Origin of the sequence: Streptomyces sp. NPDC001410 (assembly GCF_042895235.1) — a bacterium.
Lineage (GTDB): Bacteria > Actinomycetota > Actinomycetes > Streptomycetales > Streptomycetaceae > Streptomyces.
Genome location: NZ_JBIAWE010000010.1, coordinates 339,534 through 366,476, shown reverse-complemented (window position 1 = coordinate 366,476; position 26,943 = coordinate 339,534). Strand labels below are relative to the sequence as shown.

At 69.8% G+C, this 26,943-nt stretch carries 26 protein-coding genes and 1 riboswitch; of the genes, 17 read left to right on the top strand and 9 right to left on the bottom strand.

Annotated features, from left to right (window positions below; genetic code table 11):
* Positions 1–246: 246 nt before the first annotated feature.
* The 4 genes from ACFY3C_RS24185 to ACFY3C_RS24170 all read left to right on the top strand — a co-directional run bounded on the left by ACFY3C_RS24185 (position 247) and on the right by ACFY3C_RS24170 (position 3,951).
* Positions 247–1,014, top strand: a complete 768-nt coding sequence (locus ACFY3C_RS24185; protein ID WP_390772184.1) for an enoyl-CoA hydratase/isomerase family protein — start codon at positions 247–249, stop codon at positions 1,012–1,014.
* A 286-nt stretch (positions 1,015–1,300) separates the two neighbouring features.
* Positions 1,301–1,804, top strand: a complete 504-nt coding sequence (locus ACFY3C_RS24180) for an ATP-binding protein (protein ID WP_386576640.1) — start codon at positions 1,301–1,303, stop codon at positions 1,802–1,804.
* A gap of 144 nt (positions 1,805–1,948) precedes the next feature.
* Positions 1,949–2,764, top strand: coding sequence for a polysaccharide deacetylase family protein (locus tag ACFY3C_RS24175; RefSeq protein ID WP_386576639.1), 816 nt, complete (start codon positions 1,949–1,951; stop codon positions 2,762–2,764).
* Complete coding sequence (locus ACFY3C_RS24170; RefSeq protein ID WP_390772183.1) at positions 2,764–3,951, top strand: YncE family protein; 1,188 nt, start codon at positions 2,764–2,766, stop codon at positions 3,949–3,951. The genes ACFY3C_RS24175 and ACFY3C_RS24170 overlap by 1 nt, the downstream gene beginning before the upstream one ends.
* On the opposite strand, the gene ACFY3C_RS24165 is transcribed toward ACFY3C_RS24170, so the two are convergent.
* Positions 3,930–4,577: a GNAT family N-acetyltransferase gene (locus tag ACFY3C_RS24165; protein WP_390772182.1), complete on the bottom strand. Its 648-nt coding sequence runs from the start codon at positions 4,575–4,577 to the stop codon at positions 3,930–3,932. The two genes, ACFY3C_RS24170 and ACFY3C_RS24165, sit on opposite strands and share 22 nt — an antisense overlap.
* A gap of 119 nt (positions 4,578–4,696) precedes the next feature.
* Here ACFY3C_RS24165 and ACFY3C_RS24160 point away from each other — a divergent pair, with 119 nt between their 5' ends.
* Complete coding sequence (locus ACFY3C_RS24160) at positions 4,697–4,909, top strand: EF-hand domain-containing protein (protein WP_390772181.1); 213 nt, start codon at positions 4,697–4,699, stop codon at positions 4,907–4,909.
* A gap of 46 nt (positions 4,910–4,955) precedes the next feature.
* Here the strand turns inward: ACFY3C_RS24160 and ACFY3C_RS24155 are convergent, their stop codons facing one another.
* Positions 4,956–5,876: an AraC family transcriptional regulator gene (locus ACFY3C_RS24155; protein WP_390772180.1), complete on the bottom strand. Its 921-nt coding sequence runs from the start codon at positions 5,874–5,876 to the stop codon at positions 4,956–4,958.
* A 102-nt stretch (positions 5,877–5,978) separates the two neighbouring features.
* Here ACFY3C_RS24155 and ACFY3C_RS24150 point away from each other — a divergent pair, with 102 nt between their 5' ends.
* Entirely contained in the window at positions 5,979–6,971 is a 993-nt protein-coding gene (locus tag ACFY3C_RS24150; RefSeq protein WP_390772179.1) for a zinc-dependent alcohol dehydrogenase family protein, read from the top strand.
* Between the two features lie 100 nt (positions 6,972–7,071).
* Complete coding sequence (locus ACFY3C_RS24145) at positions 7,072–7,749, top strand: NADPH-dependent F420 reductase (protein WP_390772202.1); 678 nt, start codon at positions 7,072–7,074, stop codon at positions 7,747–7,749.
* A 3-nt stretch (positions 7,750–7,752) separates the two neighbouring features.
* Here ACFY3C_RS24145 and ACFY3C_RS24140 read toward each other — a convergent pair whose 3' ends face one another.
* The 6 genes from ACFY3C_RS24140 to gcvT form a co-directional block, all read right to left on the bottom strand.
* Positions 7,753–8,310 carry a GH25 family lysozyme gene (locus ACFY3C_RS24140; protein ID WP_386576633.1) on the bottom strand — a complete coding sequence of 186 codons (558 nt, stop codon included), beginning with the start codon at positions 8,308–8,310 and terminating at the stop codon, positions 7,753–7,755.
* Positions 8,311–8,401: 91 nt separating this feature from the next.
* Positions 8,402–9,304 carry a Ca2+-dependent phosphoinositide-specific phospholipase C gene (locus ACFY3C_RS24135; RefSeq protein WP_390772178.1) on the bottom strand — a complete coding sequence of 301 codons (903 nt, stop codon included), beginning with the start codon at positions 9,302–9,304 and terminating at the stop codon, positions 8,402–8,404.
* Positions 9,305–9,435: 131 nt separating this feature from the next.
* Positions 9,436–10,803 (bottom strand): L-serine ammonia-lyase, encoded by a 1,368-nt coding sequence (locus ACFY3C_RS24130; protein WP_386576631.1) that lies wholly within the window; start codon positions 10,801–10,803, stop codon positions 9,436–9,438.
* Between the two features lie 116 nt (positions 10,804–10,919).
* Positions 10,920–12,185, bottom strand: a complete 1,266-nt coding sequence (glyA, locus tag ACFY3C_RS24125) for a serine hydroxymethyltransferase (protein WP_386576630.1) — start codon at positions 12,183–12,185, stop codon at positions 10,920–10,922.
* A 14-nt stretch (positions 12,186–12,199) separates the two neighbouring features.
* The gene (gene gcvH, locus ACFY3C_RS24120) at positions 12,200–12,577 is read right to left on the bottom strand and encodes a glycine cleavage system protein GcvH (RefSeq protein ID WP_386576629.1); all 378 of its coding nucleotides are present in this window, start codon (positions 12,575–12,577) and stop codon (positions 12,200–12,202) included.
* A gap of 116 nt (positions 12,578–12,693) precedes the next feature.
* Positions 12,694–13,812, bottom strand: a complete 1,119-nt coding sequence (gene gcvT / locus ACFY3C_RS24115; RefSeq protein WP_390772177.1) for a glycine cleavage system aminomethyltransferase GcvT — start codon at positions 13,810–13,812, stop codon at positions 12,694–12,696.
* A gap of 154 nt (positions 13,813–13,966) precedes the next feature.
* Positions 13,967–14,064, bottom strand: a riboswitch (glycine riboswitch).
* Between the two features lie 177 nt (positions 14,065–14,241).
* On the opposite strand from gcvT, the gene ACFY3C_RS24110 reads away from it, so the two are divergent.
* The 10 genes from ACFY3C_RS24110 (at position 14,242) to ACFY3C_RS24065 (ending at position 25,586) form a co-directional block, all read left to right on the top strand.
* A complete protein-coding gene (locus tag ACFY3C_RS24110) occupies positions 14,242–14,910 on the top strand; it encodes an AAA family ATPase (RefSeq protein WP_390772176.1) in 669 nt (222 codons plus the stop codon).
* A gap of 75 nt (positions 14,911–14,985) precedes the next feature.
* Entirely contained in the window at positions 14,986–15,777 is a 792-nt protein-coding gene (locus ACFY3C_RS24105) for an enhanced serine sensitivity protein SseB (protein WP_390772175.1), read from the top strand.
* Between the two features lie 186 nt (positions 15,778–15,963).
* Positions 15,964–16,731 carry an enhanced serine sensitivity protein SseB C-terminal domain-containing protein gene (locus ACFY3C_RS24100; protein ID WP_390772201.1) on the top strand — a complete coding sequence of 256 codons (768 nt, stop codon included), beginning with the start codon at positions 15,964–15,966 and terminating at the stop codon, positions 16,729–16,731.
* 360 nt (positions 16,732–17,091) lie between these two features.
* Positions 17,092–18,090 (top strand): ABC transporter permease, encoded by a 999-nt coding sequence (locus ACFY3C_RS24095; protein ID WP_389182027.1) that lies wholly within the window; start codon positions 17,092–17,094, stop codon positions 18,088–18,090.
* A 29-nt stretch (positions 18,091–18,119) separates the two neighbouring features.
* A complete protein-coding gene (locus ACFY3C_RS24090) occupies positions 18,120–19,868 on the top strand; it encodes an ABC transporter substrate-binding protein (protein WP_390772174.1) in 1,749 nt (582 codons plus the stop codon).
* Between the two features lie 90 nt (positions 19,869–19,958).
* The gene (locus ACFY3C_RS24085; protein WP_381659018.1) at positions 19,959–20,969 is read left to right on the top strand and encodes an ABC transporter permease; all 1,011 of its coding nucleotides are present in this window, start codon (positions 19,959–19,961) and stop codon (positions 20,967–20,969) included.
* Positions 20,966–22,054, top strand: coding sequence for an ABC transporter ATP-binding protein (locus tag ACFY3C_RS24080; RefSeq protein ID WP_386576622.1), 1,089 nt, complete (start codon positions 20,966–20,968; stop codon positions 22,052–22,054). Before ACFY3C_RS24085 ends, ACFY3C_RS24080 begins: the two co-directional genes overlap by 4 nt.
* Positions 22,051–23,388, top strand: a complete 1,338-nt coding sequence (locus ACFY3C_RS24075; protein WP_390772173.1) for an ABC transporter ATP-binding protein — start codon at positions 22,051–22,053, stop codon at positions 23,386–23,388. The genes ACFY3C_RS24080 and ACFY3C_RS24075 overlap by 4 nt, the downstream gene beginning before the upstream one ends.
* A gap of 99 nt (positions 23,389–23,487) precedes the next feature.
* Positions 23,488–24,879, top strand: a complete 1,392-nt coding sequence (locus ACFY3C_RS24070; protein ID WP_390772172.1) for a M1 family metallopeptidase — start codon at positions 23,488–23,490, stop codon at positions 24,877–24,879.
* A gap of 47 nt (positions 24,880–24,926) precedes the next feature.
* Positions 24,927–25,586: a trimeric intracellular cation channel family protein gene (locus ACFY3C_RS24065; protein ID WP_386576619.1), complete on the top strand. Its 660-nt coding sequence runs from the start codon at positions 24,927–24,929 to the stop codon at positions 25,584–25,586.
* Here ACFY3C_RS24065 and ACFY3C_RS24060 read toward each other — a convergent pair.
* The gene (locus tag ACFY3C_RS24060) at positions 25,495–26,760 is read right to left on the bottom strand and encodes an alpha/beta hydrolase (RefSeq protein WP_390772171.1); all 1,266 of its coding nucleotides are present in this window, start codon (positions 26,758–26,760) and stop codon (positions 25,495–25,497) included. The two genes, ACFY3C_RS24065 and ACFY3C_RS24060, sit on opposite strands and share 92 nt — an antisense overlap.
* Between the last annotated feature and the right edge of the window lie 183 nt (positions 26,761–26,943).

The following is a 26,943-nucleotide window of genomic DNA, read 5'->3' as shown; positions in this document are numbered from 1 at the left end:
CCTGGGGGCAACCCCCGGACCCCCGGCCGGGTGTGATCGACCGCACCGACCCAGTTCCCGTTAGTCCCCGTGCTGTGCCTGCCTGGGGGCAACCCCCGGACCCCCGGCCGGGTGTGATCGACCGCACCGACCCAGTTCCCGTTAGTCCCCGTGCTGTGCCTGCCTGGGGGCAACCCCCGGACCCCCGGCCGGGTGTGATCGACCGCACCGACCCAGTTCCCGTTAGTCCCCGTTAACCTGCTGCGCATGACCGTGAATCTCGAAGTCGCCGAAGGTGTCGGAACGCTGCGGCTGGACCGGCCGCCCATGAACGCGCTGGACGTCGCCACGCAGGACCGGCTGAAGGAACTCGCCGAGGAAGCCACGCGCCGCGAGGACGTGCGTGCCGTGGTCATCTACGGCGGCGAGCGGGTGTTCGCGGCGGGCGCGGACATCAAGGAGATGCAGGCGATGGACCACACCGCGATGGTCCTGCGCTCACGCGCCCTGCAGGACTCCTTCACCGCCGTGGCCCGCATCCCCAAGCCCGTCGTCGCGGCCATCACCGGGTACGCGCTCGGCGGCGGCTGCGAGCTGGCCCTGTGCGCCGACTACCGCATCGCCGCCGACAACGCCAAGCTCGGCCAGCCGGAGATCCTGCTCGGTCTCGTCCCGGGCGCGGGCGGCACCCAGCGGCTGCCCCGCCTCGTCGGCCCCTCCAAGGCCAAGGACCTCATCTTCACGGGCCGGATGGTGAAGGCCGACGAGGCCCTCGCGATCGGCCTGGTGGACCGGGTCGTCCCGGCCGCCGAGGTCTACGAGCAGGCGCACGCCTGGGCCGCCAAGCTGGCCCAGGGGCCGGCCATCGCGCTGCGTGCGGCGAAGGAGTCGGTCGACACCGGCCTGGAGACCGACATCGACACCGGGCTCGCCGTCGAGCGGAACTGGTTCGCGGGGCTGTTCGCCACCGAGGACCGCGAGCGGGGCATGCGCAGCTTCGTCGAGGAGGGGCCGGGCAAGGCGAAGTTCCTGTGAAGTCCACCGACGAACCTCCCCGGTGAGGCTTGCAGTTGACGCCTTGTCTGATCCGGGTCCCCCGATGGGGCGGTTTATGGGAGCCTTAAGGCAACCTTAAGCCTGCCTCGTCGAGGGAGTCCGTCGATTGCCCGGAAGTGAGCCGTCGCCGCAGGCCAGACAGGCTGTTCCAAGATCGGACATGTCATCGGCATATGCCGGTAGGCCGGAGCGTGGCAGGGGCGTACGGGGGGCGTATTCCTCCGGAACGGCCACGGAGACGGCTTGGGACGGCCATCATGGGGGCATGGCGGGGCTGGAGGGCATCGAACAGCCGCGGGGACACAGCCGTGCGGCCGCGGCGCGGTGGTCGCCCGCGGTCGAGGACGAACAGGCGCTCAAGGCGCTGGAACTGTTCGGCAACCCGACGGAGGCAGAGGTACCGCTGCCGTCCCGCCCGGAGTCCGCGGCCACCGCGCGCCGGCTCGCCCAGGTCGTCATACTGCGGCAGTGGGGGCTGACCCCCAAGATGACCGAGGACGCGGTCTTACTCGTCTCCGAACTCGTCGGCAACGCCGTACGGCACACCGGGGCCCGGGTCTTCGGCCTCCGGATGCGCCGCCGGCGCGGCTGGATCCGCGTCGAGGTCCGCGATCCCTCGCGCGGACTGCCCTGTCTGATGCCGGTTCAGGAGATGGACGTCAGCGGCCGCGGCCTGTTCCTGGTGGACAAGCTGTCCGACCGCTGGGGCGTCGACCTCCTGCCGCGCGGCAAGACCACCTGGTTCGAGATGCGGGTCGCCGACCGCTGAAGGCGGGTCGAGGAGACCCGGCGGCTTGCTCCCTGCGAATGAATCCTCCGCCACGTCCGAGTGCGCGGCGCCCGGTGGCGCCTGCGACCCGAAATCGCCCCTCGATCGGCGCAATCGGCCGTTTTCTTACCCAACGCCCCTTAAATGGTGCGGGTGACCACGACCAACCGACGCGGGGTGCTGCGCGCGGGTGCCGGGCTCGTCACCGGCGGCGCGTTCGCCGCCGGTTGCGGCGCGGGCCAGGACGCCCGGCCCGGCGCGACGACCGCCGCGCATCCCGGGTCCGCCCCGCCCGCCGACGCGTCCGGCCGTCCCGCGGCCACCTCCCACGTCGCCCCCGCCCCCCGTGCCTACGCCGGCCTGCCCGCCCAGATCAGCCACGGCCCGCGCACCCGCCCCCAGGTCGCTCTCACCTTCCACGGGCAGGGCGACCCCGACTTCGCCGAGTCCCTGCTCAGCACGGCCGAGCAGCACGGCGCCCGGCTGACCGTGCTCGCCGTCGGCACCTGGCTGGACCAGCACCCGGGCCTGGCCCGCCGCATCCTCGACGGCGGCCACGACCTCGGCAACCACACCCAGCGGCACATCTCCGTCAACGCCATGGCCGAGGCCGAGGCCCGCAAGGAGATCACCGACTGCGCGGACCGGCTGAAGCGGCTCACCGGATCGATCGGCACCTGGTTCCGGCCCTCCCGCTCCCCGACGGCCTCCCCGCTGGTCACCCGGCTCGCCCGCGCCGCGGGCTACCCGCACGTGCTGTCGTACGACGTCGACTCGCTCGACTACACCCGCCCCGGCGCCGACGCCGTCACCCGCAAGGTCCTCGCCGAAGTGCGGGGCGGCTCGGTGGTGAGCCTGCACTTCGGCTATCCGGACACGGTCGCCGCCCTCCCCGCCGTACTCCACGAACTCGACCGCCGCCACCTGCGCGCGGTCACCACCACGGAGCTGCTGAGCTGATGCGAACCACGAAAGCCGCCCGCCTACTGGCCGCCGGAGCCGCCCTCACCGCCCTGGCACTGCTGTCCGCGTGCAGCGGTGGCGCCCAGCACCAGGAGAACGAGGCCCTCGGCAGCAAGGCGCCTGCCCGGCCACAGGTGAAGAAGCAGCAGGTGGACGGGTTGCCCGGGATGCCCCCGGTGCTGGACCCGACCGACGTCTACGCGGCCGACCGGCCGAACCGGCTCTCCCCGGTCGTCAAGGACTTCCCGTCCCGGGTGTACGTCCCCAACACCAACTCCGACACCGTCACGGTCATCGACCCGGAGACCTACCGGATCCTCGAGACCATCAAGGTCGGCCGGCAGCCCCAGCACGTGGTGCCGTCCTGGGACCTGAAGACCCTCTGGGTCAACAACGACCTCGGCAACAGCCTCACCCCCATCGACCCGAAGACCGGCAAGGCCGGCAAGCCGGTCGACGTGCACGACCCGTACAACCTGTACTTCACGCCCGACGGCAAGTACGCGATCGTCATGGCCTCCATGGACCGTCAGCTCGTCTTCCGTGACGCGCACACCATGAAGGTCGTGAAGACCGTCCCGGTCGGCTGCTACGGCGTCAACCACGCCGACTTCTCCCTGGACGGCCGCTACTTCATCGTCTCCTGCGAGTTCAGCGGCGAACTCCTCAAGGTCGACACCGCGCGAATGGAGGTCGTCGCCCACCAGAAGCTGCCGTTGCACGGCGCGATGCCGCAGGACGTCAAGGTCTCCCCGGACGGCAAGCTCTTCTACATCGCCGACATGGTGGCCGACGGCATGTGGATCGTGAACGGGGACACCTTCGACAAGCCGAAGTTCCTCGCCACCGGCAAGGGCGCCCACGGGCTGTACGTCAGCCGGGACTCCCGGGAGATGTACGTCTCCAACCGTGGCGAGGGCACCATCTCCGTCTTCGACTTCACCGAGAACCGGCTCACCAAGAAGTGGCACCTGCCCGGCGGCGGCAGCCCCGACATGGGCGGGGTCTCCTCCGACGGCAAGGTGCTGTGGCTCTCCGGGCGCTACAACTCCGAGGTGTACGCCATCGACACCCGCACCGGCACCGAACTCGCCCGCATCGGGGTCGGCAGCGGACCGCACGGCCTCGCCGTCTACCCGCAGCCGGGCCGCTACTCACTCGGTCACACCGGCATCTTCCGCTGAAGCAGCACCTCCGAGCCCACCGGAAGGTACCCGGCCGCCTGGAACGCCCGCATGCTGCGGGCGTTCCCCGCCGACACCTGGGCCCACACCGGCTCGTCGGCCAGCTGCCGCGCCGCCGCCACCAGCGCCCGGCCCAGCCCCTGGTGCCGTACCGCGTCGTCCACCTCGACCGCCACCTCCAGCCGGCCCGCCACCCCGCGCCCCAGCACCAGCACCCCGCCGTCCGCGGCCCACACCCGGACGTCGTCGCGCCGCCGGCGCGAGCTGACCACCCGCGGGTGGGACGGGTCGGCGATCTCCCGCAGCGCGAGCGCCGGACGGCCCGGCAGCGGGGACCCGACGACCATCACGTCGACCGTGTCCGTACGGCACCCCGTGCGGTCCATCAGCGCGGTCAGGAAGCGCGCGTTCATCGTGGCGGCCAGCACGTCGCACTCCTCGGTGACCGCGCGCAGCGTTTCGTGCACCCAGTGCGGATCCTCGTCGGTGAACACGACCGAGTGGGCCGTGAAGGCCAGGACACCGGCGTCCCGGGGCGAGGGCTGGGGAACGACCGTCGTGCCGCCGTCCGCCGGCGGGAAGACGCCCTGCGCCGCCGCGTCGAGAATGTCCCGCAAGGTCTCCACACCCGTGCTCCTTGAGTCTCCATGGTGGTCGCCGCACTCCCTGCTCACGGCGGCCGTTAATCTGACCAGCGACAGTACGCCGACACGGCATGAGAATCACGAGCAAAAGGGGCGGACCGGTGGCCGACATCGAGGAAGCACGCAAGCAGTTCCAGCGGATCGACTCGGACGGTGACGGTGTCATCACCGCTGCCGAGTTCAAGCACGCCCTGGCGCAGGAGGGCGACTGGAACGTCACCGAGGCGGTCGCCGAGGCCATCATCAAGACCCGCGACCTGAACGGCGACAAGGTCCTGTCGTTCGACGAGTTCTGGGCCTACCTGAACAAGTGACCCACCCGAAGGGGGTGCCCGTCCCGTGGGGAGGGCGCCCCCTTCGTCATGCCACGCCCCGTCGGTACTGCCCCGGCGCCACCCCGTACTCCCGCTTGAACGCCTTGGCGAAGGCGAACTCCGAGGTGTAGCCGGTGCGGGCGGCCACCTGGCGCAGGGACAGGTCGTCGTGGCGCAGCAGCCGTCCGGCGACCGTCATGCGCCACCAGGTCAGATACGTCAGGGGCGGCTCGCCCACCAGCGCGGTGAAGCGGCGGGCGAAGGCCGCGCGGGACAGGCCGCCGGTCGCGGCGAGCTGCGCCACCGTCCAGGCCTGCGCCGGGTCACCGTGGAGCGCGCGCAGCGCCGCCGCGACCGCCGGGTCGGCCAGCGCGGCCGACCAGCCCCGTGCCCGCCCGGCCGCGCGCTCGCTCTCCCACCAGGCCCGCAGGATGTACAGCAGCAGGGTGTCCAGCAGCGAGGTGACGATCGCGTCCGTCCCCGGCCGCAGTTCCTCCAGCTCCATCCCGAGCAGATCCACCGCCGCCCGCAGCGAACGGTGGCTGCCGACATGGGCGGGCAGGTGCACGACCTGAGGCAGTTCGGCCAGCAGCCGGTGGGCGCGGTCGCGGTCGAGCCGGTAGGTGCCGCACAGTGTGACCGTGTCCGCACAGCCCTCCCGCGGCTCGCCCGGCGGCGGCCCGCTCCAGGTGCCGTCCGACAGCAGCCGTACCTCCTGCAGGGGTACGTCCAGCCCGCTGGCCAGCGCGTGCCCCTGGCCGTGCGCGAGGAAGACGACGTCCCCGGGCGCCAGCGCCACCGGCTCGCCGCCGTCCGGGATCAGCCAGGCCGAGCCGCGCAGCACCACATGGAAGCCGGCCCCGTCGGTGGCGCCGAAGTGGCGGCCCCAGGGCGCGTACTTGTAGTGGCGCGCGGAGTGCGGGCGGCCGATGCGCATGGCGGCGACGACGTCGCTGAGCACGTCCATGGGGCCACCGTAGCCCGGAAGCCCGGCCGGGAAGACGTACGGACATGAAACCGAGACCGGAGGACATGGAGCGTCTCCCGTACCGGACCTAGCGTCGACGGCATGACAACTTCCGCACGCACAGTGCTCTTTCACGAACTCGGCGGCCCCGACGTACTCACCGTCGAGGAGGTCGAGCTGCCCGCCCCCGGCCCGGGCGAGGTGCTGGTGAAGGTCGAGGCGCTGGGCCTCAACCGGGCCGAGGCGCTCTTCCGCGCGGGCACCTACTACTACCGGCCGACCCTGCCCGCCTCCCGCAACGGCTACGAGGCGGCGGGCGAGGTCGAGGCGGTCGGCGAGAAAGTCACCGCCTTCGCGCCGGGCGCCCCGGTCCTCTCGGCCGCCAACTTCGAACTCAGCGCCCACGGCGTCTACGGCGACCGGGTGCTCCTTCCGGAGAGCGCGCTGGTCCCGCGCCCCGCCGGGGTCGACGCCGTGACGGGTGCGGCTGCCTGGCTGACGTACACGACGGCGTACGGCGCGCTGGTGGAGCGGGCCGGCCTGGTCCCGGGGCACCAGGTGCTGATCACCGGCGCGTCCAGCGGGGTCGGCACCGCGGCGATCCAGGTCGTCCGCCGGGCGGGAGCCGTCCCGATCGTCACCACCCGCACTGACGCCAAGCGGCAGGGGCTGCTCGCCCTCGGCGCGGAGCACGTGATCGTCAGCGCCGACGAGGACGTAGTCAAGGAGGCCAGGCGGCTGACCGGCGGGCGGGGAGTGGACATCGTCCTCGACGCGATCGGCGGCGCCGGCTTCGCGGAGCTGGGCGGCGCGGTCGTCCGGGACGGGACCCTGGTCTCCTACGGCTGGCTGGACGAGCGGCCCATCCTGCTGCCCCGGCAGTGGCCGCTCACCGTCCACGGCTACGCCAACATCTCCCTCACCGGCACCGCCGAAGGCCGTCACCGCGCCACGCACTACCTCGCCTCGGGCCTTGCCGACGGCACCCTCCGCCCGGTCCTCGGCGAGGTCTTCGACGGCCTCCACCGGATCCGGGACGCCCACCGCCTGATGGAGTCCAACCGGCACACGGGCAAGATCGTCGTACGGGTCTGAGGACGTTCTGCGAGCGGTCATCCGCTTGCCGCAGTCACCGGAATACTCCCGTTCCCCCTGAGGTTGTCGCCGACGACCGACGCATGCACATGCATCGACCCTGGAAGGCTCTGTCATGAAGATCGGCATCATCGGCGCGGGCAACATCGGCGGCAACCTCACCCGGCGGTTCACCGCCCTCGGCCACGACGTGTCCGTGGCCAACTCCCGTGGCCCCGAGACCCTGAAGGAACTGGCCGAGGAGACCGGCGCGACCCCGGTCCCGGCGACGGAGGCCGCCAAGGGCGCCCAGGTCGTCGTGGTCACCGTCCCCCTGCACCGGGTCCCCGACCTCCCCTCCGGCCTGCTGGACGGCGCGGCCGAGGGCGTCGCCGTGATCGACACCAACAACTACTACCCGCAGCAGCGCGACGGCCGGATCGCCGGCATCGAGGACGAGGGCCTGACCGAGAGCCGCTGGACCGAACGGCACCTCGGACACCCCGTGATCAAGGCGTTCAACGGCACCTACGCCCAGGACATCCTGGACCGCCCCCGCCCGGCCGGCGACCCCGAGCGCCTGGCCCTCCCGGTGGCCGGCGACGACCAGGCCGCCAAGCAGGTCGTCCGCGACCTCATCGAAGAACTCGGCTTCGACACGGTCGACTCGGGCGGCCTCGACGACTCCTGGCGCCAGCAGCCGGGCACCCCGGTGTACGGCCTGCAGGCGGGCCTGGAAGCTGTACGGAAGGCCCTGGCGGAGGCTTCCCCGGAACGTCCGGCGGACTTCCGCGGCTGACCCTCAGTGCCCGGCGGCCCACTCCCGCAGAGCGGCCCGGTCGGCGAACGCGGCCACGTTCTTGTCGTGCGGCTCGCTGCTGTACTGGTGGAAGCGCCACTTGGCCTTGATGCGGGGGTGGCCCGCGCTCACGTAGTCGGCGATCCAGAGGCCGTCGCCGGCGTACGAGGTGACGTCCACGTTCAGCCAGTACTCCCGGTTGGCGTAGAGCAACACCTTGTTGTGCGGGCGGAGTTCCTTCACCGTCCGGATGAACAGGTCCTTCTGCGCGTTGCTGGCGTGCGTGCCGTCGCTGGTCGTCTCCCAGTCGACGGCGAGCAGGTCGCCCGCCCGCTCGGGGGCGTGCCTGACGAAGTACTCGGCCTGGGCGGCCGTGTTGCCCGGCCACAGGAAGTGGTAGAAGCCGACGACGAGTCCGGCGTCGCGGCCGTGCTTGGTCTGGGCGGCGAGTCTCGGGTTCACGTACGAACGCCCCTCCGTCGCCTTGATGAAGACGAAGGAGAGGCCGTCCGTGTCGTACGACGACGACTGGTACGCACTGACGTCAATGCCGTGCAGCATGGGGGACTCCCTTGAGTGCCAGTGGGGGGACAGGAGTTGACGTGTGTATGCCCCACATTGGCACGGGAGATCCGCCGTTGCACCCGAAAAGTCAGCTCCGGGTCGCCACCGATCCCAGGACCGACGCCGACTTGGCGGACCAGTCGGAAGTGATGATGCTCGCGTGGTCCTTGGCCAGCAGGGCGAGCCGGGCGGCGACTTCGGCGTCCGTCGGGTCGGTGGAGGAGATCGCCGGGGACACGCCGTACGCGTCCGTCATGATCAGGATGTAGTGGTTCGTCGCGTAGAAGGACGTGTCGTAGGCGTTGTTCACGTACGTCGCCGCGTCACCGTCGAAGAACACGAACCAGGGGCGGATCGAGGCGTCGTAACGGCTGGTGCGCGGGTCGCCGCCCGCGGCGCCGAGCACGGCCGGGAAGGCCCCCTTGAGGGCGTCACGGGCGGGCCAGGCGTTCGCCTTCGCCGCGGAGTCCAGTGAGGTGTACGTCCCGCCCAGCAGGTCGGACGGCTTGTAGACGCTGCTGCCCAGCTTCTGCGACACCAGGGTGTCGAACTCGTCGGGGCCGAGCCCGGCGTCGTTGTTGAAGCCGGCCTTCATCTCGACCTTGACGACGATCGGGGCGTGGTCCGGGTGGAGCTGGTTCCAGGCCGCCATGTTGTCCAGGCAGCTGCCGAGGTCCTGGTTGCGGTTCTTGCTGTACAGCTCGCCCGGCTCGTCCGCGTACTCGCAGTTGTTGTCATCGGCCAGCGGCTTGTCGTGGCTCACCCGCCACCGCCTGCTCACGCTGTCCGCGTACACGTCCAGCTCCAGCAGCGAGGCCCCGGAGTCCAGCGCCTGCGCCCAGTACGTGTACTTGTCCTTCTCGTACGCGTTGTGCGTGCCGATCGCCGTCGTCTCGGAGAACTTCGGCGACGCCGCACGGGCGTTGCCCGGTATCGCCACCAACATCGCCGCCGCGCCCACGAACGCCGCCACTCGCCCCAGAACCCGCATGGGTCAATTCCCCTTCGCTGTCGCCGAGTTGGCGGCAGCGTGGGAGAAAGCGGTTACTACGCGGTAGCCCCTGGGGGAACACCGGCCTCCGCCGGCCGGGGAGTCTCAGGGGGAAACGGGCGAGGGCGCGGTCAGCACTCGATGATGTTGACGGCCAGCCCGCCCCGGGCCGTCTCCTTGTACTTCACGCTCATGTCCGCCCCGGTGTCCTTCATGGTCTTGATGACCTTGTCCAGGGACACCTTGTGGGAGCCGTCGCCGCGCATCGCCATCTTCGCGGCCGTGACCGCCTTCACCGCGGCCATGCCGTTGCGCTCGATGCAGGGGATCTGGACCAGGCCGCCGACCGGGTCGCAGGTCAGGCCGAGGTTGTGCTCCATGCCGATCTCGGCGGCGTTCTCGACCTGCTCCGGGCTGCCGCCGAGGACCTCGGCGAGGGCGCCGGCCGCCATCGAGCAGGCGGAGCCGACCTCGCCCTGGCAGCCGACCTCGGCGCCGGAGATGGAGGCGTTCTCCTTGAAGAGCATGCCGATCGCACCGGCGGCCAGGAGGAAGCGGACCACGCCGTCCTCGTCGGCGCCCGGCACGAAGTTGATGTAGTAGTGCAGGACCGCCGGGATGATGCCGGCCGCGCCGTTGGTGGGGGCGGTGACCACGCGGCCGCCCGCCGCGTTCTCCTCGTTCACCGCCATCGCGTACAGCGTCAGCCACTCCATGGCGTGCGCCAGTGGGTCGCCCTCGGCACGCAGCTGGCGGGCCGTGACGGACGCGCGGCGGCGGACCTTCAGACCGCCGGGCAGGATGCCCTCGCGGGACATGCCGCGCTGCACGCACTCGCGCATCACGCGCCAGATCTCCAGCAGGCCGGCCCGGATCTCCTCCTCCGTGCGCCAGGCCCGCTCGTTCTCCAGCATCAGCGAGGAGATCGACAGGCCCGTCTCCTTCGTGAGGCGGAGCAGCTCGTCGCCGGTGCGGAAGGGGTACTTCAGGACGGTGTCGTCCAGCACGATGCGGTCCGCGCCGACCGCGTCCTCGTCCACGACGAAGCCGCCGCCGACCGAGTAGTACGTCTTGGAGAGCAGTTCCGTGCCCGCGGCGTCGTACGCCCACAGCGTCATGCCGTTGGCGTGGTACGGGAGCGCCTTGCGGCGGTGCAGCTTCAGGTCGGCGTCGAAGTCGAACGCGATCTCGTGTTCGCCGAGCAGGCTCAGCCGCTTGGTCGCCTTGATGTCCGCCACCCGCTGGTCCGCCGTCTCCACGTCCACCGTGCGCGGCGAGGCACCCTCCAGGCCGAGCAGCACCGCCTTGGGCGTGCCGTGGCCGTGGCCGGTCGCGCCGAGTGAGCCGTACAGCTCGGAGCGTATCGACGTGACGGACTCCAGCAGCTCCTCGTTGCGCAGCCGCCGCGCGAACATGCGCGCCGCGCGCATCGGGCCGACCGTGTGGGAGCTGGACGGGCCGATGCCGATCGAGAACAGGTCGAAGACCGAGATGGCCACGGGGAACTCCTCAATACGGGGGTGGTGCTCAGGGGTGCGGTGCGGGGGGTGGGCACCCCCCGGCACCGCGCGCGCCTTCTGGTGTCCAGTGTGCGCGGTGCCGGGGTACTTCGGACTTACTTGTTCAGAGCGGGGTACAGCGGGTGCTTGTCGGCCAGGGCCTTCACCCGGGCCTTGAGGGCTTCCGCGTCGTAGGCCGGCTTCAGCGCCTCGGCGATCACGTCCGCGACCTCGGCGAAGTCCTCGGCCGTGAAGCCGCGGGTCGCCAGGGCGGGCGTGCCGATCCGCAGGCCCGACGTGACCATCGGGGGACGCGGGTCGTTCGGGACGGCGTTGCGGTTGACCGTGATCCCGACCTCGTGGAGGCGGTCCTCGGCCTGCTGGCCGTCCAGCTCGGACTCGCGCAGGTCGACCAGGATCAGGTGCACGTCCGTACCGCCGGAGAGCACGTTCACGCCGGCCTCACGGGCGTCGGCCGCGGTCAGCCGCTCGGCGAGGATCCGCGCGCCCTCCACCGTACGGCGCTGGCGCTCCTTGAAGTCCTCCGAGGCGGCGACCTTGAAGGAGACCGCCTTGGCCGCGATCACGTGCTCCAGGGGGCCGCCCTGGAAGCCCGGGAAGACGGACGAGTTCAGCTTCTTCGCGAAGTCCTTCTTCGCGAGGATGATGCCGCCGCGCGGGCCGCCGAGCGTCTTGTGGGTCGTGGAGGTGACCACGTCCGCGTACTCGACCGGGTTCGGGTGCAGACCCGCGGCGACCAGGCCCGCGAAGTGCGCCATGTCGACCCACAGGTAGGCCTCGACCTCGTCGGCGATCCGGCGGAACTCGGCGAAGTCCAGCTGCCGCGGGTACGCCGACCAGCCCGCGATGATCACCTTCGGGCGGTGCTCCTTGGCCAGGCGCTCGACCTCGGCCATGTCGACCAGACCGGTCTCGACGTCCACGTGGTAGGCGACCACGTTGAACTGCTTGCCGGAGAAGTTCAGCCGCATCCCGTGGGTCAGGTGGCCGCCGTGCGCCAGGTCCAGGCCGAGGATGGTGTCCCCGGGCTGGGCCAGCGCGAACAGGGCCGCCTGGTTCGCGGAGGCGCCGGAGTGGGGCTGCACGTTGGCGTACTCGGCGCCGAACAGCTCCTTGATCCGGTCGATGGCGATCTGCTCGGCGACGTCGACGTGCTCGCAGCCGCCGTAGTAGCGGCGGCCCGGGTAGCCCTCCGCGTACTTGTTGGTGAGGACCGAGCCCTGGGCCTCCATCACCGCGAGCGGCGCGAAGTTCTCGGAGGCGATCATCTCCAGGGTCGACTGCTGACGGTTCAGCTCGGCGTCGACCGCGGCGGCGATCTCCGGGTCCAGCTCATGGAGGGACGTGTTCAGGACAGTCATACGGCTACGACTCCTCAGCCGGCGGTGAAGGCGGTGTACTCGTCGGCGGAGAGCAGCTCGGCCGGCTCCTCCGCGATGCGTACCTTGAACAGCCAGCCGCCCTCGAAGGGGGCCGAGTTCACCAGCGACGGGTCGTCGACGACGTCCTGGTTGATCTCGGTGACCTCGCCGGTCACGGGGGCGTACAGGTCGCTGACCGACTTGGTCGACTCCAGCTCACCGCAGGACTCGCCCGCGGTCACCGTGTCCCCGACCTCGGGGAGCTGCACGAAGACGACATCGCCGAGCGCGTTGGCCGCGTGCTCCGTGATGCCGACCGCCGACACGCCGTCCGCGGCGGCCGACAGCCACTCGTGCTCCTTGCTGTAGCGCAGTTCCTGGGGGTTGCTCATGGCCTGAATTCTCCTGTACGCGCGGGAGTGCTGATGAATGGGGGACTGCTGAACCTGCTGATGAGCAGGTGATGTGTGCGCAGGGTCACGTCCTGGGTACGGACCGCGCCCAGTGTCTACTTCTGGCGCTTGTAGAACGGCAGCGCCACGACCTCGTACGGCTCGTGGCTCCCGCGGATGTCCACACCGACGCCCGCGGTGCCCGGCGCCGCGTGCGCCGCGTCGACGTACGCGATGGCGATGGGCTTGCCCAGGGTGGGGGAGGGGGCGCCGGAGGTGACCTCGCCGATGACCTCGCCGCCCGCGACGACGGCGTACCCGGCGCGCGGCACCCGGCGGCCCTCGGCGATCAGTCCGACGAGCACCCGCGGCGGGTTCTGCTCGGCCTCGGCGGCGGCCTCGGTGAGCGCCTCGCGGCCCACGAAGTCGCCCTCCTTCTCGAACTTCACCACGCGGCCGAGCCCGGCGTCGAACGGCGTCAGGGACGTGCTCAGCTCGTGCCCGTACAGCGGCATGCCCGCCTCCAGGCGCAGGGTGTCCCGGCAGGACAGGCCGCAGGGCACCAGGCCGACGCCCTCGCCGGCCTTGGCCAGTGCCTGCCACAGCTCCACGGCGTGCTCGGGCTTCACGAACAGCTCGAAGCCGTCCTCGCCGGTGTAGCCGGTGCGGGCGATCAGGGCGGGGACGCCGGCCACCGTGCCGGGCAGGCCCGCGTAGTACTTCAGGCCGTCCAGGTCGGCGTCCGTGAGGGACTTCAGGATGCCGGGGGACTCGGGGCCCTGGACCGCGATCAGCGCGTACGCGTCACGGTCGTCGCGCACCTCGGCGTCGAAGCCCTCGGCGCGCTCGGTCAGCGCGTCCAGCACCACCTGGGCGTTGGAGGCGTTGGCGACGACCATGTACTCGGTCTCGCCGAGGCGGTAGACGATCAGGTCGTCCAGGATGCCGCCGTCGGCCTGGCAGATCATGGTGTAGCGGGCGCGGCCGACGCCGACGGAGGCGATGTTGCCGACCAGGGCGAAGTTCAGCAGGGCCGCCGCCTCGGCGCCGGTCACGGTGATCTCGCCCATGTGGGACAGGTCGAAGAGGCCGGCCTTGGTGCGCACGGCCACGTGCTCGTCGCGCTCGGAGCCGTAGCGCAGGGGCATGTCCCAGCCCGCGAAGTCGGTCATGGTCGCACCGAGCGAGCGATGGAGGGCGTCCAGCGCGGTGTGACGGAGTTCGGTACTGCTCATCGGTCGGTCGTCTCCCAGGGCAGGCTGACGGGCGAGGTAGTTCCTCCCCATCTGTCATCGGAACCTGAGAGGTTCGCCGAGACCGCCACAGGGACGATCACGGCTTGCACCTTGGGTGGAGCCACTGACACAGCGGCCCGCTTTTCAGATGTGCCTCGCCCGCGCGGTAACGGGGCCTGAGAGATTCAAGGGAGGGACTTGCTCCTTCGGCGCCCCAGCGAAGGCTGCTGGGAACTCTCCCGCGCGGATTCAAACGGCCGGTATGCAGTTGGCGGGCACATCATTGCATGCCCGGCCCCCACCCGTCAGGGCCGCATCTGTAACCGACCTGTGGCAGTACGCGCACCGAACCACTGGACGCGGCGCATTACCTTCTCTTTACATGTGATGGGCAGGGGATGACCGAGCCCACAGGGGAGGACGATCACGGTGAACAGGACCACGGCCTACGCCGCCACCACCGGCATCGCGGTGCCCAAGCAGACCTCCGCCCCGGCCCGCGAGCGCTGCGCCGACCGCCCGGCCCCGGTCGTCCGCGACCTGCGCGAGCGCGCGGGCCGCAGCCCGCACGCCCTGCTCTTCGGGTCCGCCGACCTGGTGGTGATCACCGGCCTGCCCGGCAGCGGCAAGTCCACGCTGATGCACCGCGCGGTCCCCGGCCGCCGCATCGACTCCCAGGACACCCGCGACAGCTGGGACGCCCGCATGCCCCGCCTCCTCCCCTACGCGCTCTACCGCCCCCTGGTCCGCCTCGCCCACTACGCCGGACTGCGCCGCGCCCTGCGCACCGGCGAGGGAGTCGTCGTGCACGACTGCGGCACCCAGCCCTGGGTGCGCTCCTGGCTGGCCCGCGAGGCCCGCCGCCGCGGCGGCACCCTGCACCTGCTCCTTCTCGACGTCACCCCCGGCACGGCCCGCGAGGGCCAGCGCGAGCGCGGCCGCGGCGTGTCCCGGTACGCCTTCAGCCGCCACCGCCGTACGACCGCCCGGCTGCTGCGCGCGGTGGAGCGCGGCGAGCTGCCCGCCGGCTGCGGCTCGGCGGTGCTGCTGGACCGGGACGCGGCGGACGTCCTGCACCGCATAGCCTTCACCGGCTGATCGGACCGGTCACTGTCACAGGCACCCGCTAGCCTTTTGCTCCACAGCATGGTTCCCAGCAGGCGGTAGAGGCAGATGGACTTCCCGGCGGACACTCCCGCGGACTTCCCGGCACAGACGCACCCCCACCCGCACGGCGGTTGGCCCGGCAATGAGCTGGAGGAGGTGCTCTCGGCCTCCCTGGGCATACCCTCCGCGGGCGGCCGGATCATCGAGGTGCTGGGCCGCAGCTTCCTCTGGATCCCCCTGCCGAGCGGCGGCGGCCCGCAGAGCGGCCCCCTGGACCTGCCCACGATGGACATCGAGGGCCAGGTGTACGTCCCGGTCTTCAGCTCCGAGGAACAGCTCCGCCAGGCGACCGGCTCCCACATGTCGTACACCATCGCCCCGGCGGTGGAGTTCGCCCGCGGCCTGCCCCCGCAGGTCGGCATCGCCCTCAACCCCGACGGCGTGGTCGGCATCCCGCTGCCGCCCGAGGCGGTGGCCGAGCTGTGCCGCGTGGACCGCACCGCGCTGGACGGCCCCGGCTCCGGCGGCCGGGTCCGCCTCTTCGAGCCCGACTGGCAGGAAGACCCGGTCGACTTCCTGGCCGCCGCCTCCGCCGAGTTCGCCGCGACCGGCGTGGTCCTCACCGCCCGCCGCTGCCTCGCCGCCATCGAGACGGCCGACCCCGTCATGTTCGTGGGCGTGGAACTCTCCCAGTGGGAAGGCGACCTACGAGTCCTCCCCCTGGACGCCCTCGGCAAGGCCCTCGGCAAAGTCCCGGTCAAGTGGCCCGTCAACCTGGTCCTCCTCGACGTGGCCCAGGACCCGGTGGCCGACTGGCTCAGGACAAACGTGCGCCCCTTCTACCAGTCCGGACACTAGAAGCCGACGTAGGGGCAGCCAACTCAGGGGCGCGGGGAACTGCGCGAGAACCCACCACGAACCCGCACTCGCCGACGAACATGAGGCCCCGAGCTACTCGGCGCTTAAGCTGTGTCCAAACGCGGGGCAAGAATTGAAGGGGCGGTAAGACAGGTGAGCGCGAGCCCAAGCGGCAGCGTCGAGCACATGCTGCGCCAGGTCACCCCCGGGCGCTACGACGCCTACGAGGCACTGCTGCGCGCCCTCGCCACCCCCTCCTCCGGCCAGATCTGGATGCTCCTGTGGCACGGCCAGGCCGGCTCGCCCGACGCCCAGTACGGAAACATGGAGGTCGAGGGCTTCAGCTACGCCCCCTGTGTGACCTCCGCCCAGGAACTCTCGGCGAGCGGCTGGAACCGCTCCTACGAGGTGGTCGACGGACTGGACGTGGCCCGCACCCTCTATCCCGACCACTTCGGCCTCTGGCTCAACCCGCACGCCCCGGGCGGCGGTGTCGGCATCCCCTGGCTGGACCTGCGCCGCATCGCCACCGGCCTGGACCGGCAGCCGGCCGGCCCTCTGCGGCTGTCCGAACCCGGCATCGAGATCCCGCAGTTCTACGCCCTGCTCGCGCAGAACGCCCACCGCACCCCGGCCCTGCGCTCCCTGCGCCGCGCCTGGGTGCAGCCCGCGCTCGGGGCGCCGTACCTCGTCATCGGTCTGGACGTGTACGACACCTCGCCGGCCGCGGTGGACTCGGTGCGCGCGATGATGCAGCAGTCGGTCGGCGCGGTCCCGGACGGGCTGCCGGTGTCCACGGTGGCGATGACCGACGACTACGACCCGGTCGTGATGTGGATGCGGGCCAACGCCCGCCCGTTCTACGACCGTGAGGCCCACGCGGCCGCCCCGCAGCCCCAGTCGCAGGCCCCGGCTGCCGGCTACGGATATCCGCCCGTACAGGGCGCCTACTGAGCGACGCCACCGCGCCCCACCGGGGCATTCCCTGTCCGCCTGGATGCCCGTCGCATGCGGCGGGTGTCTTTGCTGAGCGCGTGCGCGACGGGGCGAGGGCGACGAGTGACTGGTCATCGGGTGTGCTGGGCGCGTTCGCGGGTCGGTTTCGAAGGTTCGGATAACGGAACCCCCATGGCCGCATCACGGTTATGCATACTTTCGCCTTGGGCTCTGGCGGGTGATCGCGGCCACGTTGAAGACTCCCCACTCAAGGCACACGAGGCGCTCACCTCGTGGTCGAGTGCAAGTCGATAAAGCCGCAAACCATCGCGGCAGACGCGGGCCGGGCAACAACCGGCTAGAGGGGTCGGGTTCACAGTGACCGCACCGATCGAGACCACCGGAGCCGAGGCTGAGACCCCGCCCGAGGCTGTGCTCGCCGGGGTCAAGAAGGCTCAGATCGAAGGGCGTTCACTCACACAGATCGCCTGGACCCGTTTCAAACGGGACAAACTGGCCGTGGCGGGCGGTGTCATCGTCATCCTGCTCGTGCTGATGGCGGTCCTCGCGAAGCCGATCGAGTGGGCTTTCGGGCTGGACCCCAACCAGTTCCACCAGGACCTCATCGACCCGGCTCTGCTGGCCCCCAAGGGCAGCTGGGGCGGTATGAGTTGGGACCACCCGCTGGGCGTGGAGCCGCAGTACGGCCGTGACATGCTCGCCCGCATCATCGAGGGCTCCTGGGTCTCGCTGCTGGTCGCCGGCGGAGCCACCCTGCTGTCCGTGATCATCGGTACCGTGCTCGGCGTCGTCGCCGGCTACTACGGCGGCTGGGTCGACAGCGTCATCAGCCGGCTGATGGACACCTTCCTGGCGTTCCCGCTGCTGCTGTTCGCCATCGCCATCTCGGCCTCTGTGCAGGACGGTTTCTTCGGGTTCAACGGGCTGTCGCTGCGCATCGGCGTGCTGATCTTCGTGATCGGCTTCTTCAGCTGGCCGTACATCGGCCGTATCGTGCGGGCCCAGACGATGAGCCTCGCCCGGCGCGAGTTCGTGGAGGCCGCCACCAGCCTGGGCGCCCGCGGCCCGTACATCCTGTTCCGCGAACTGCTCCCCAACCTCGTCGCGCCGATCCTCGTCTACTCGACGCTGATCATCCCGACGAACATCCTCTTCGAGGCCGCGCTGAGCTTCCTCGGAGTCGGTATCGCACCGCCGCAGGCTTCTTGGGGCGGAATGCTCAGCAATGCCGTGGATCTCTACACAGCAGATCCGCAGTTCATGTTCGTGCCCGGACTGGCGATCTTCATCACCGTCCTGGCATTCAACCTGCTGGGTGACGGGCTGCGTGACGCGCTCGACCCTCGCAGCAAGTGATCCACATCGATCGAGGGGGCATTCCTCACGTGAAGACGAGAAGGGTTACCGCCGCTATTGCGACGGTCCTGGCGGTCTCGCTCGGCGCTGCCGCGTGCGGCGGCGGTAAAGACAGCAACGACAACAGCGGTGGTGGCGCCGGCAAGAAGGACGCGGCGCTGAACTCCATCGTCAACGCGTCGAGCAAGAAGGGAGGGACGGTCAACCTCGAGGACTCCGACGTTCCGGACTCCCTGGACCCGGGCAACACGTACTACGGCTTCGTGCAGAACTTCTCGCGTCTGTACGCCCGTACCCTCGTCACCTTCAAGCCGGCTGCCGGCAAGGACGGTCTCACCGTCGTCCCCGACCTCGCCGACTCCCTCGGCAAGGCCAGCGCCGACGCCAAGACCTGGACGTACCACCTGCGTTCGGGCCTGAAGTTCGACGACGGCACGCCGATCACGTCCAAGGACGTCAAGTACGCGGTCGAGCGCTCCAACTTCGCGCCCGAGGCCCTGTCCAACGGTCCGACGTACTTCAAGGCGTACCTGAAGGGCGGCGACAAGTACAAGGGCCCGTACAAGGACAAGAAGGGTCTCGACTCGATCGAGACCCCGGACGACCAGACGATCGTCTTCCACCTGGCGAAGCCGTTCGCCGACTTCGACTACCTGGCGACCTTCTCCCAGACGGCCCCCGTGCCGCAGGCGAAGGACGACGGCGCGAAGTACGTCCAGCACATCGTGTCCTCCGGCCCCTACAAGTTCGCCTCGTACGAGGAGGGCGCCAGCGCCTCCCTCGTCCGCAACCCGAACTGGGACCCGAAGTCGGACCCGATCCGCAAGGCGCTGCCGGACAAGATCAACGTCAAGTTCAAGGTCAACCCGGTCACGGTCGACAACGACCTGCTCGCCGACAAGATCACGGCCGACATCACCGGCGCCGGTGTGCAGCCGCAGACCCAGCCGAAGATCCTGAACGGCAAGTACGCCAAGCAGACGGACAACTCGTACGCGGGCGCCACGGGCTACATGGCCCTGAACCTGCACGTCGCTCCGTTCGACAACGTCCACTGCCGCAAGGCCGTCCAGTGGGCCCTCGACAAGCAGTCGGTCATCGACGCCATGGGCGGCGCGCCCAAGGGCGACGTGGCCACCACGCTGCTCCCGCCGTCGGTCAACGGCTACACCAAGTTCGACACCTACGCCACGGCGGGCCACAAGGGTGACGTGGCCAAGGCCAAGGACGAGCTGAAGCAGTGCGGCAAGCCGAGCGGCTTCTCCACCACGCTGACGGCCCGCGCCGACCGCCCCGCCGAGGTCGCGGCCGCCACGGCCATCCAGAACTCGCTGAAGGCCGCCGGCATCAAGGTCGACATCAAGCAGTTCCCCTCCGGCAAGTACTTCTCCAACTTCGCCGGTGTCCCGAGCTACGTCCACCAGCACAAGCTCGGCATGATGATGATGGCGTGGGGCGCCGACTGGCCGACCGGCTACGGCTTCCTGGACCAGATCATCGACGGTTCGGCCATCAAGCCCTCGGGCGGCAACAACCTGATGGAGCTGAACGACCCGAAGATCAACAAGGCTCTGTCCGACGCCATCTCGAACACCGACTCCGCGGCCCGCACCAAGGCCTGGGGCGACATCGACAAGATGGTCATGGACAACGCCTCGGTCGTCCCGCTGATCTACCGCAAGAACCTGCTGATCAGGCCTACGTCCGCGACCAACGTCACGGTCACGCAGGCGTACCTCGGCATGTACGACTACACGCTGCTGGGCTCTTCCAAGTAACAGCAGGCCGGATACCCCTGAAAGGCAGGTGAAGGCCCCGGGCGGCCGGGACGGACACACTCCGTCCCGGCCCCCCGGAGCCGCACAGCTGTGGCTGCGTACATCATCCGACGCGTCTTCGGCGCCTTGGTGCTGCTGCTGGTGGTCAGCGCAGTCACCTTCGCAATCTTCTTCCTGGTCCCCCGCCTGGGCGGCCAGACGGCTACCCAGCTGGCCACCCAGTACGTCGGCAAGGACGCCAACCCCGAGTCCATCGCCGCGATCAAGAAGAACCTGGGCTTCGACCAGCCCATCTACATCCAGTACTGGGACTACATCAAGGGCCTGTTCGTAGGCGCCGACTACAAGTTCGGTCCCGACGCGACGCATTGCAGCGCCCCCTGCTTCGGGTACTCCTTCAAGAGTCACGTCGAGGTGTGGCCGCAGCTCACGCAGCGCATCCCGGTCTCCTTCTCGCTGGCCGTCGGCGCGGCCGTGATCTGGCTGATCTTCGGTGTGACCACCGGTGTCATCTCGGCGCTGCGCAAGGGCAAGCCCGTCGACCGCATCTCGATGTTCATCGCGCTCGCCGGCGTCTCGCTCCCGATCTTCTTCACCGGCCAGGTCATCAACGTCCTGTTCATCTACCAGTGGCCCATCTGGGACAGCACCGACTACGTGCCCTTCACCCAGAACCCGGGTGAGTGGGCCTGGCACCTGTTCCTGCCCTGGGTCAGCCTCGCGTTCCTCTTCTCCGCCACCTACGCCCGGCTCACCCGGGCGGGCATGCTGGAGACGATGAGCGAGGACTACATCCGGACGGCCCGGGCCAAGGGTCTGCGGGAGAGCACGGTCGTCACCAAGCACGGCCTGCGCGCGACCCTCACCCCGATCGTCACCATCTTCGGCATCGACTTCGGCACCCTCATCGGTACCGCGGTGCTCACCGAGACGGTCTTCTCGCTCCAGGGCATCGGCGCGTACTCGATCCAGGCCATCAAGGACAACGACCTGCCCATCGTGATGGCCGTGACCCTGGTCGCCGCCTTCTTCATCGTCTTCTCCAATCTGGTCGTCGACCTGGTGTACGCAGCCATCGACCCCCGCGTGAGGTACTCGTGAGCAAGCTCGAAAAGGCGGCACTGGGCGAACCGGCCACGGACGTCGACGCCCCTTCCGACGCCGAAGACGCGTTCCTCTCCGTTCGCGATCTGCGCATCCACTTCAACACCGACGACGGTCTGGTCAAGTCGGTGGACGGCGTCACCTTCGACGTGCGGCGCGGCCAGACCCTGGGCATCGTGGGCGAGTCGGGCTCCGGCAAGTCCGTGACGTCCCTCGGCCTCATGGGTCTGCACCGCGCGGCGAACGCCAAGGTCTCCGGCGAGGTGTGGCTGGACGGCCAGGAGCTGATCGGCGCCGACCCGGACGAGGTGCGCCGGCTGCGCGGCCGCAAGATGGCGATGATCTTCCAGGACCCGCTGTCCGCGATGCACCCGTACTACAAGGTCGGGACCCAGATCATCGAGGCCTACCGGGTCCACAACAAGGTCAGCAAGAAGGTGGCCCGCACGCGCGCCATCGAGATGCTCGACCGGGTCGGCATCCCCGAGCCCGCCAAGCGCATCGACGGCTACCCGCACGAGTTCTCCGGCGGTATGCGCCAGCGCGCCATGATCGCGATGGCGCTGGTCAACAACCCCGAACTGCTCATCGCGGACGAGCCGACCACCGCCCTCGACGTGACCGTCCAGGCGCAGATCCTCGACCTGATCCGGGACCTGCAGAAGGAGTTCGGCTCCGCGGTCATCATGATCACGCACGATCTCGGCGTGGTCGCCGAGATCGCCGACGACGTCCTGGTGATGTACGGCGGCCGGTGCGTGGAGCGCGGACCGGTCGGGGAGATCTTCGACCAGCCGCAGCACCCCTACACCTGGGGCCTGCTCGGCTCGATGCCGCGCATCGACCGCGAGACCGCCGACCGGCTCACCCCGGTCAAGGGCCAGCCGCCGAGCCTCATCAACGTCCCCTCGGGTTGTGCCTTCCACCCGCGCTGCCCGTACGCGGACCTCCCCAAGGGGAACGTCACCCGCACGGTGCGCCCCGAGCTGCAGCAGGTGGAGGGCGGCCACTGGTCCGCCTGTCACCTCTCGGCCGAGGACCGCACGCGGATCTGGACCGAAGAGATTGCGCCGAAGCTGTGAGTGAGACGAACAAGAAAGACACCGTCGAGGACGGCGCCGGGAAGGCCGCGATCCCGCAGCAGGCGTCGGCTCCCGAGGACGGTTCCGCCGAGCGTGAGGTGCTGCTCCGGGTCAGGGGCCTGAAGAAGCACTTCCCGATCAAGAAGGGCCTCCTGCAGCGCCAGGTCGGCGCCGTGAAGGCGGTCGACGGCATCGACTTCGAGGTGCGCAAGGGCGAAACCCTGGGCGTCGTCGGCGAGTCGGGCTGCGGCAAGTCGACCATGGGCCGGGTCATCACCCGGCTCCAGGACCCGACCAGCGGCACGATCGAGTTCGAGGGCCGGGACATCACGCGGCTGAACACCGGGAAGATGCGCCCGATGCGCCGCGACGTCCAGATGATCTTCCAGGACCCGTACGGCTCCCTGAACCCCCGGCACACCATCGGCTCGATCGTCTCGGCGCCCTTCCGGCTCCAGGGCGTCGAGCCCGAGGGCGGGGTGAAGAAGGAGGTCCAGCGGCTCCTGGAGCTGGTCGGCCTCAACCCCGAGCACTACAACCGCTATCCGCACGAGTTCTCCGGCGGTCAGCGCCAGCGCATCGGCATCGCCCGCGCGCTCGCCCTGAAGCCGAAGCTGGTGGTCGCCGACGAGCCGGTGTCCGCGCTGGACGTGTCGATCCAGGCCCAGGTCGTCAACCTCATGGACGACCTCCAGGAGGAGCTGGGCCTGACGTACGTGATCATCGCGCACGACCTGTCCGTCGTCCGGCACGTCTCGGACCGGATCGCGGTGATGTACCTCGGCAAGATCGTCGAGCTGGCCGACCGCAACTCGCTGTACGAGGCGCCGATGCACCCGTACACCAAGGCGCTGATGTCGGCCGTGCCGATTCCCGACCCGAAGCGGCGGGGCACCAAGGACGAGCGCATCCTGCTGCGCGGTGACGTCCCGTCGCCGATCGCGCCGCCCTCCGGCTGCCGTTTCCACACCCGGTGCTGGAAGGCGACGCAGATCTGCAAGACGACCGAGCCGCAGCTGCTGGAGCTGAAGCCCGGTCAGCGGGTCGCCTGCCACCACCCGGAGAACTTCGCCGACCAGGCCCCGCAGGACACGGTCCTGCTGACGGCGGCGAAGGAGGCCTCCGAGCTGGTCGGTGAAGCGGTCCTGGAGGAGTCGGCGGAGACGTCGGCGGCGGTGGCCGCCGAGGTCGCGGCGGCTGAGGAGGCCGACGCGGCCGAGGAGGCGTCGGCTGAGGAGGCGTCGGCCGAGGCCGAGGAAGCCGCGGCTGAGCCCGAGACTGCCGAGGAACCCGACTCGGAGGAGTCGGAGTCCCAGGAGTCAACCGACAAGTAGCGCATGACAACTGGGCAAAGTCATGTACATGCCTGAACGGGAGAGTGCAGAGTCGTCCGTGTCCGTCCACCGACAGGCACACGCTCGAAAGGGACGACCATGGCACTCTCCCGTTCGGCACGCTTAGGGACCCTCGCCACCGCGGCGGCCTCCTTCCTGGTCATCGCCGCCGCTCCCGCCCCCACCGCGGGCGCACCCGGCATCGGCGACCCCTACTTCCCACAGCTCGGCAACGGCGGCTTCGACGCCCGCCACTACGACCTGGACATCGCCTACGACCCGGGCACCGGCCGCCTGGACGGCCGTACGACCCTCACCGCCCGCGCCACCCAGAACCTCTCCTCCTTCGACCTCGACCTGCAGCAGCTGGAGATCACGAAGATCGAGGTCGACGGCAGACGCGCACAGTTGACGCGCGACGGCGACGAGGTCACCGTCACCCCGCGCGGCACCCTCGCCAAGGGCCGCGAGTTCACCGTGACCGTCACCTACGGCGGCATACCCGAGCCGCTCGGCGGCCCGATCGTCTTCGGCTCGAAGTACGGCTGGATGAAGACCGCCGACGGCGTCTTCGTCGCCTGCGAGCCCAACGCCGCCTCCACCTGGTTCCCGTCCAGCGACCACCCCGCCGACAAGGCCACCTACGACATCCGGATCAAGGCGCCCAAGGGCCTGACCGGCGTCTCCAACGGCCGGCTCGTGTCGACGTACGACTGGGGCGACTCGACGTACACGCACTGGCGCGAGAGCCGGCCCATGGCCACCTATCTCGCCACCGCCACCATCGGAAAGTTCGACGTGCGGACCGGCCGCACCCCGGGCGGCATCCCGATCTACGTCGCCATCGACCCCGTCCTGAAGAACAGCAACAACGTCGACGTGTACGCCGTCACGGCCGCCGCCACCGACTACTGGTCGCAGGTCTTCGGGCCGTACCCCTTCGAGGAGACCGGCGCGATCGTCGACGACATGCCCGAGGCCGGGTTCTCGCTGGAAGTACAGAGCAAGCCCGCCTACTCGGCCGTGCGCAACGAGACGACCATCGTGCACGAGCTGGCCCACCAGTGGTTCGGCGACTCGGTGAGCGTGGACCGGTGGAAGGACATCTGGCTCAACGAGGGATTCGCCACCTACGCCCAGTGGCTGTGGGCGGAGCACCAGGGCACCCGCTCGGCCCACGACTCCTTCCTCGCCGCGTACGACGCGCGCCCCGCCGACGCGGCCTTCTGGCAGATCAAGGTGGCCGACCCGCAGCGCGACACGATGTTCGCCTCCGCCGTCTACCAGCGCGGTGCGATGACCCTGCAGGCGCTGCGGGAGCGGATCGGCGACGAGGCGTTCTTCCGGCTGCTGCCCGTCTGGACCCGGCTCCACCGGTACGGCAACGCGGACACGGCCGACTTCATCCGCCTCGCCGAGCGGATCAGTGGGCAGCAGCTGGACGATCTCTTCGACACCTGGCTGTTCACGACAGGCAAGCCCACCCTCTAGGCCTGGCTTTGTAAGGTTCACACCCTCTGACAGGTAAGAATGTCAGGGTGCAGCTGCAACAACTCTTCAGTCCCTCTGTCCAGCACACGCTCGATGTCATCGGCATCTTCGTGTTCGCGATCTCCGGCGCCCTGCTGGCCGTCCGGAAGAACTTCGACGTGTTCGGCATCGCCGTGCTCGCCGAGGTCACCGCGCTGGGCGGAGGGCTGTTCCGCGACGTGATCATCGGAGCCGTGCCCCCGGCCGCCTTCACGGACCTGGGGTACTTCTTCACCCCGCTGCTCGCCGCGCTCGTGGTCTTCTTCCTGCATCCGCACGTCGAGCGCATCCAGTCGGCGGTGCTCGTCTTCGACGCGGCCGGCCTCGGCCTGTTCTCGGTCGCCGGTACGACGAAGGCGTACTCCTACGGCCTCAACCTGACCGCGTCCGCGACCCTGGGCCTCGCCACGGCGGTCGGCGGCGGCGTGCTCAGGGACGTGCTCGCCAACGAGGTTCCCTCGCTGCTGCGCTGGGACCGCGACCTGTACGCGGTCCCGGCCATCGTCGGCGCCACCATGGTGGTGCTGTGCATCCACTACGACGTCCTGACCTCGTTCACCAGCGGGCTCGCGGTGGTCACCGCTTTCGTCCTGCGCCTGCTGGCGATGAGGTACCACTGGCGAGCGCCGCGCGCGTGGAACCGTCGCTCGACGGTGTCGGAGGAGTAGATCCGGCGGACCTGCCGGTCCCGGTGAGGGACCCGTCCGCGCCCCTGGCACGGTTCTGGCCCATCTCCAGGGTCAGCCAGCGGAACACCGGGGTGACCTGCGGCCGCCACAGCGCCATGGTGTGCCCGCCCGCGCTGCGCGGCAGGAACACCACGTGCACGGTCGTCGGCGCCTTGGCGACGGACTCCAGTGCCACACCCGCCTGGTAGCCGTCGCCGGACTCGCCGGAGAAGTACAGCGCGATCCGGGGCGGTACGGGCGCCTTCTTGAGAAGCAGGTAAGGGTTGTTCTCGGCGCGCAGCGTGGGGTTCTGGGCGGCGAGGGAGTTGCGCTCGCCTATCGGGTCGTTGTAGCCCGACATGCTCACCGCGGCCCGGTACCGGTCCGGGTGCGCCACGGCCAGCTTGACCGCGCAGTGCGCGCCCGCCGAGTAACCGGCCACCGCCCAGCCCTGCGGGGCCGGCTGGGTCCGGAAGTTGTCCATGACCATCTTCGGCACGTCGATGCTGAGCCAGCTGTCGGCGTTGACCTGGCCGGGGATGTTGGCGCAGCCGGTGTCCACGCCGGCCAGCAGGTTGGTGCGCGGGGCGACCAGGATGAAGGGCGCCACCCGGCCGCTCCTCATCAGCGGCAGCAGCTGTTCGTGCGTCTTCATCGACCCGAACCAGGCCTTCGCCGAGCCGGGGTAGCCCGGCAGCAGCTCCACGACCGGGAACTTCTTGTTGCGGTAGGCCGGCTCGTTGTACTGGGGCGGCAGCCAGACGTAGACCTCGGCGTTCACGCCGGAGACCCGGCCCTTGAGCTGGGTGACACGCACCCCGCCGGCCGCGTGCATGCCGGGACCGTCGGCCTGCTCGAAGTTCTGCCTGACCTTGGGCAACCGTTTCAGCGCTATGCCGCCGGTACCGTCCCGGCCGAGGTCGGCGGCCTGCTGGACGTGGTTGCCGGTGCCGAACAGGTCGGCCCAGTTGTCGTACAGGTTGTTCTGGTTGTTGACCAGAACGAACACCAGCGTGACGGCCGTGCCCTGGGCGAACAGCAGCATCAGCACCCGGGCGGCGGCACGCAGGGGCCTCGGCCCCCGCATCCTCGACCACAGGACGAGCGGCAATATGACGGCGACCACGGAGAGCACGATGGTCGTGTAGAGGAACGGAGTCCCGGTGAGGCTCATGTCCCCATAGAGGGGAAACGGGGGCTCGGGGTTGTGGACGTGTCGGGACACTTACCTAGAAATTGCCGGAACCTCACCCGGCGGGAGGGCCTCGCCCCATCCTGCCATCCGCCCGGTGGGATCTTGTCATCTGCCCGCAACATACAAAGCTACCGCTTAGTAATTTCCTGTTGTACGGTTCAG

Bases quoted from the DNA above. Each gene is read 5' to 3' on its own strand.
- ACFY3C_RS24100 (WP_390772201.1), top strand. From the start codon at position 15,964: ATGCTGCGCCAGGTCACCCCCGGGCGCTACGACGCCTACGAGGCACTG.
- ACFY3C_RS24175 (WP_386576639.1), top strand. From the start codon at position 1,949: ATGGTGCGGGTGACCACGACCAACCGACGCGGGGTGCTGCGCGCGGGT.
- ACFY3C_RS24060 (WP_390772171.1), bottom strand. From the start codon at position 26,760: ATGAGCCTCACCGGGACTCCGTTCCTCTACACGACCATCGTGCTCTCC.
- ACFY3C_RS24155 (WP_390772180.1), bottom strand. From the start codon at position 5,876: ATGGACGTGCTCAGCGACGTCGTCGCCGCCATGCGCATCGGCCGCCCG.
- ACFY3C_RS24140 (WP_386576633.1), bottom strand. From the start codon at position 8,310: ATGCTGCACGGCATTGACGTCAGTGCGTACCAGTCGTCGTCGTACGAC.
- ACFY3C_RS24070 (WP_390772172.1), top strand. From the start codon at position 23,488: ATGGCACTCTCCCGTTCGGCACGCTTAGGGACCCTCGCCACCGCGGCG.
- ACFY3C_RS24105 (WP_390772175.1), top strand. From the start codon at position 14,986: ATGGACTTCCCGGCGGACACTCCCGCGGACTTCCCGGCACAGACGCAC.
- glyA (WP_386576630.1), bottom strand. From the start codon at position 12,185: ATGACTGTCCTGAACACGTCCCTCCATGAGCTGGACCCGGAGATCGCC.
- gcvH (WP_386576629.1), bottom strand. From the start codon at position 12,577: ATGAGCAACCCCCAGGAACTGCGCTACAGCAAGGAGCACGAGTGGCTG.
- gcvT (WP_390772177.1), bottom strand. From the start codon at position 13,812: ATGAGCAGTACCGAACTCCGTCACACCGCGCTGGACGCCCTCCATCGC.
- ACFY3C_RS24180 (WP_386576640.1), top strand. From the start codon at position 1,301: ATGGCGGGGCTGGAGGGCATCGAACAGCCGCGGGGACACAGCCGTGCG.
- ACFY3C_RS24150 (WP_390772179.1), top strand. From the start codon at position 5,979: ATGACAACTTCCGCACGCACAGTGCTCTTTCACGAACTCGGCGGCCCC.
- ACFY3C_RS24135 (WP_390772178.1), bottom strand. From the start codon at position 9,304: ATGCGGGTTCTGGGGCGAGTGGCGGCGTTCGTGGGCGCGGCGGCGATG.
- ACFY3C_RS24170 (WP_390772183.1), top strand. From the start codon at position 2,764: ATGCGAACCACGAAAGCCGCCCGCCTACTGGCCGCCGGAGCCGCCCTC.
- ACFY3C_RS24185 (WP_390772184.1), top strand. From the start codon at position 247: ATGACCGTGAATCTCGAAGTCGCCGAAGGTGTCGGAACGCTGCGGCTG.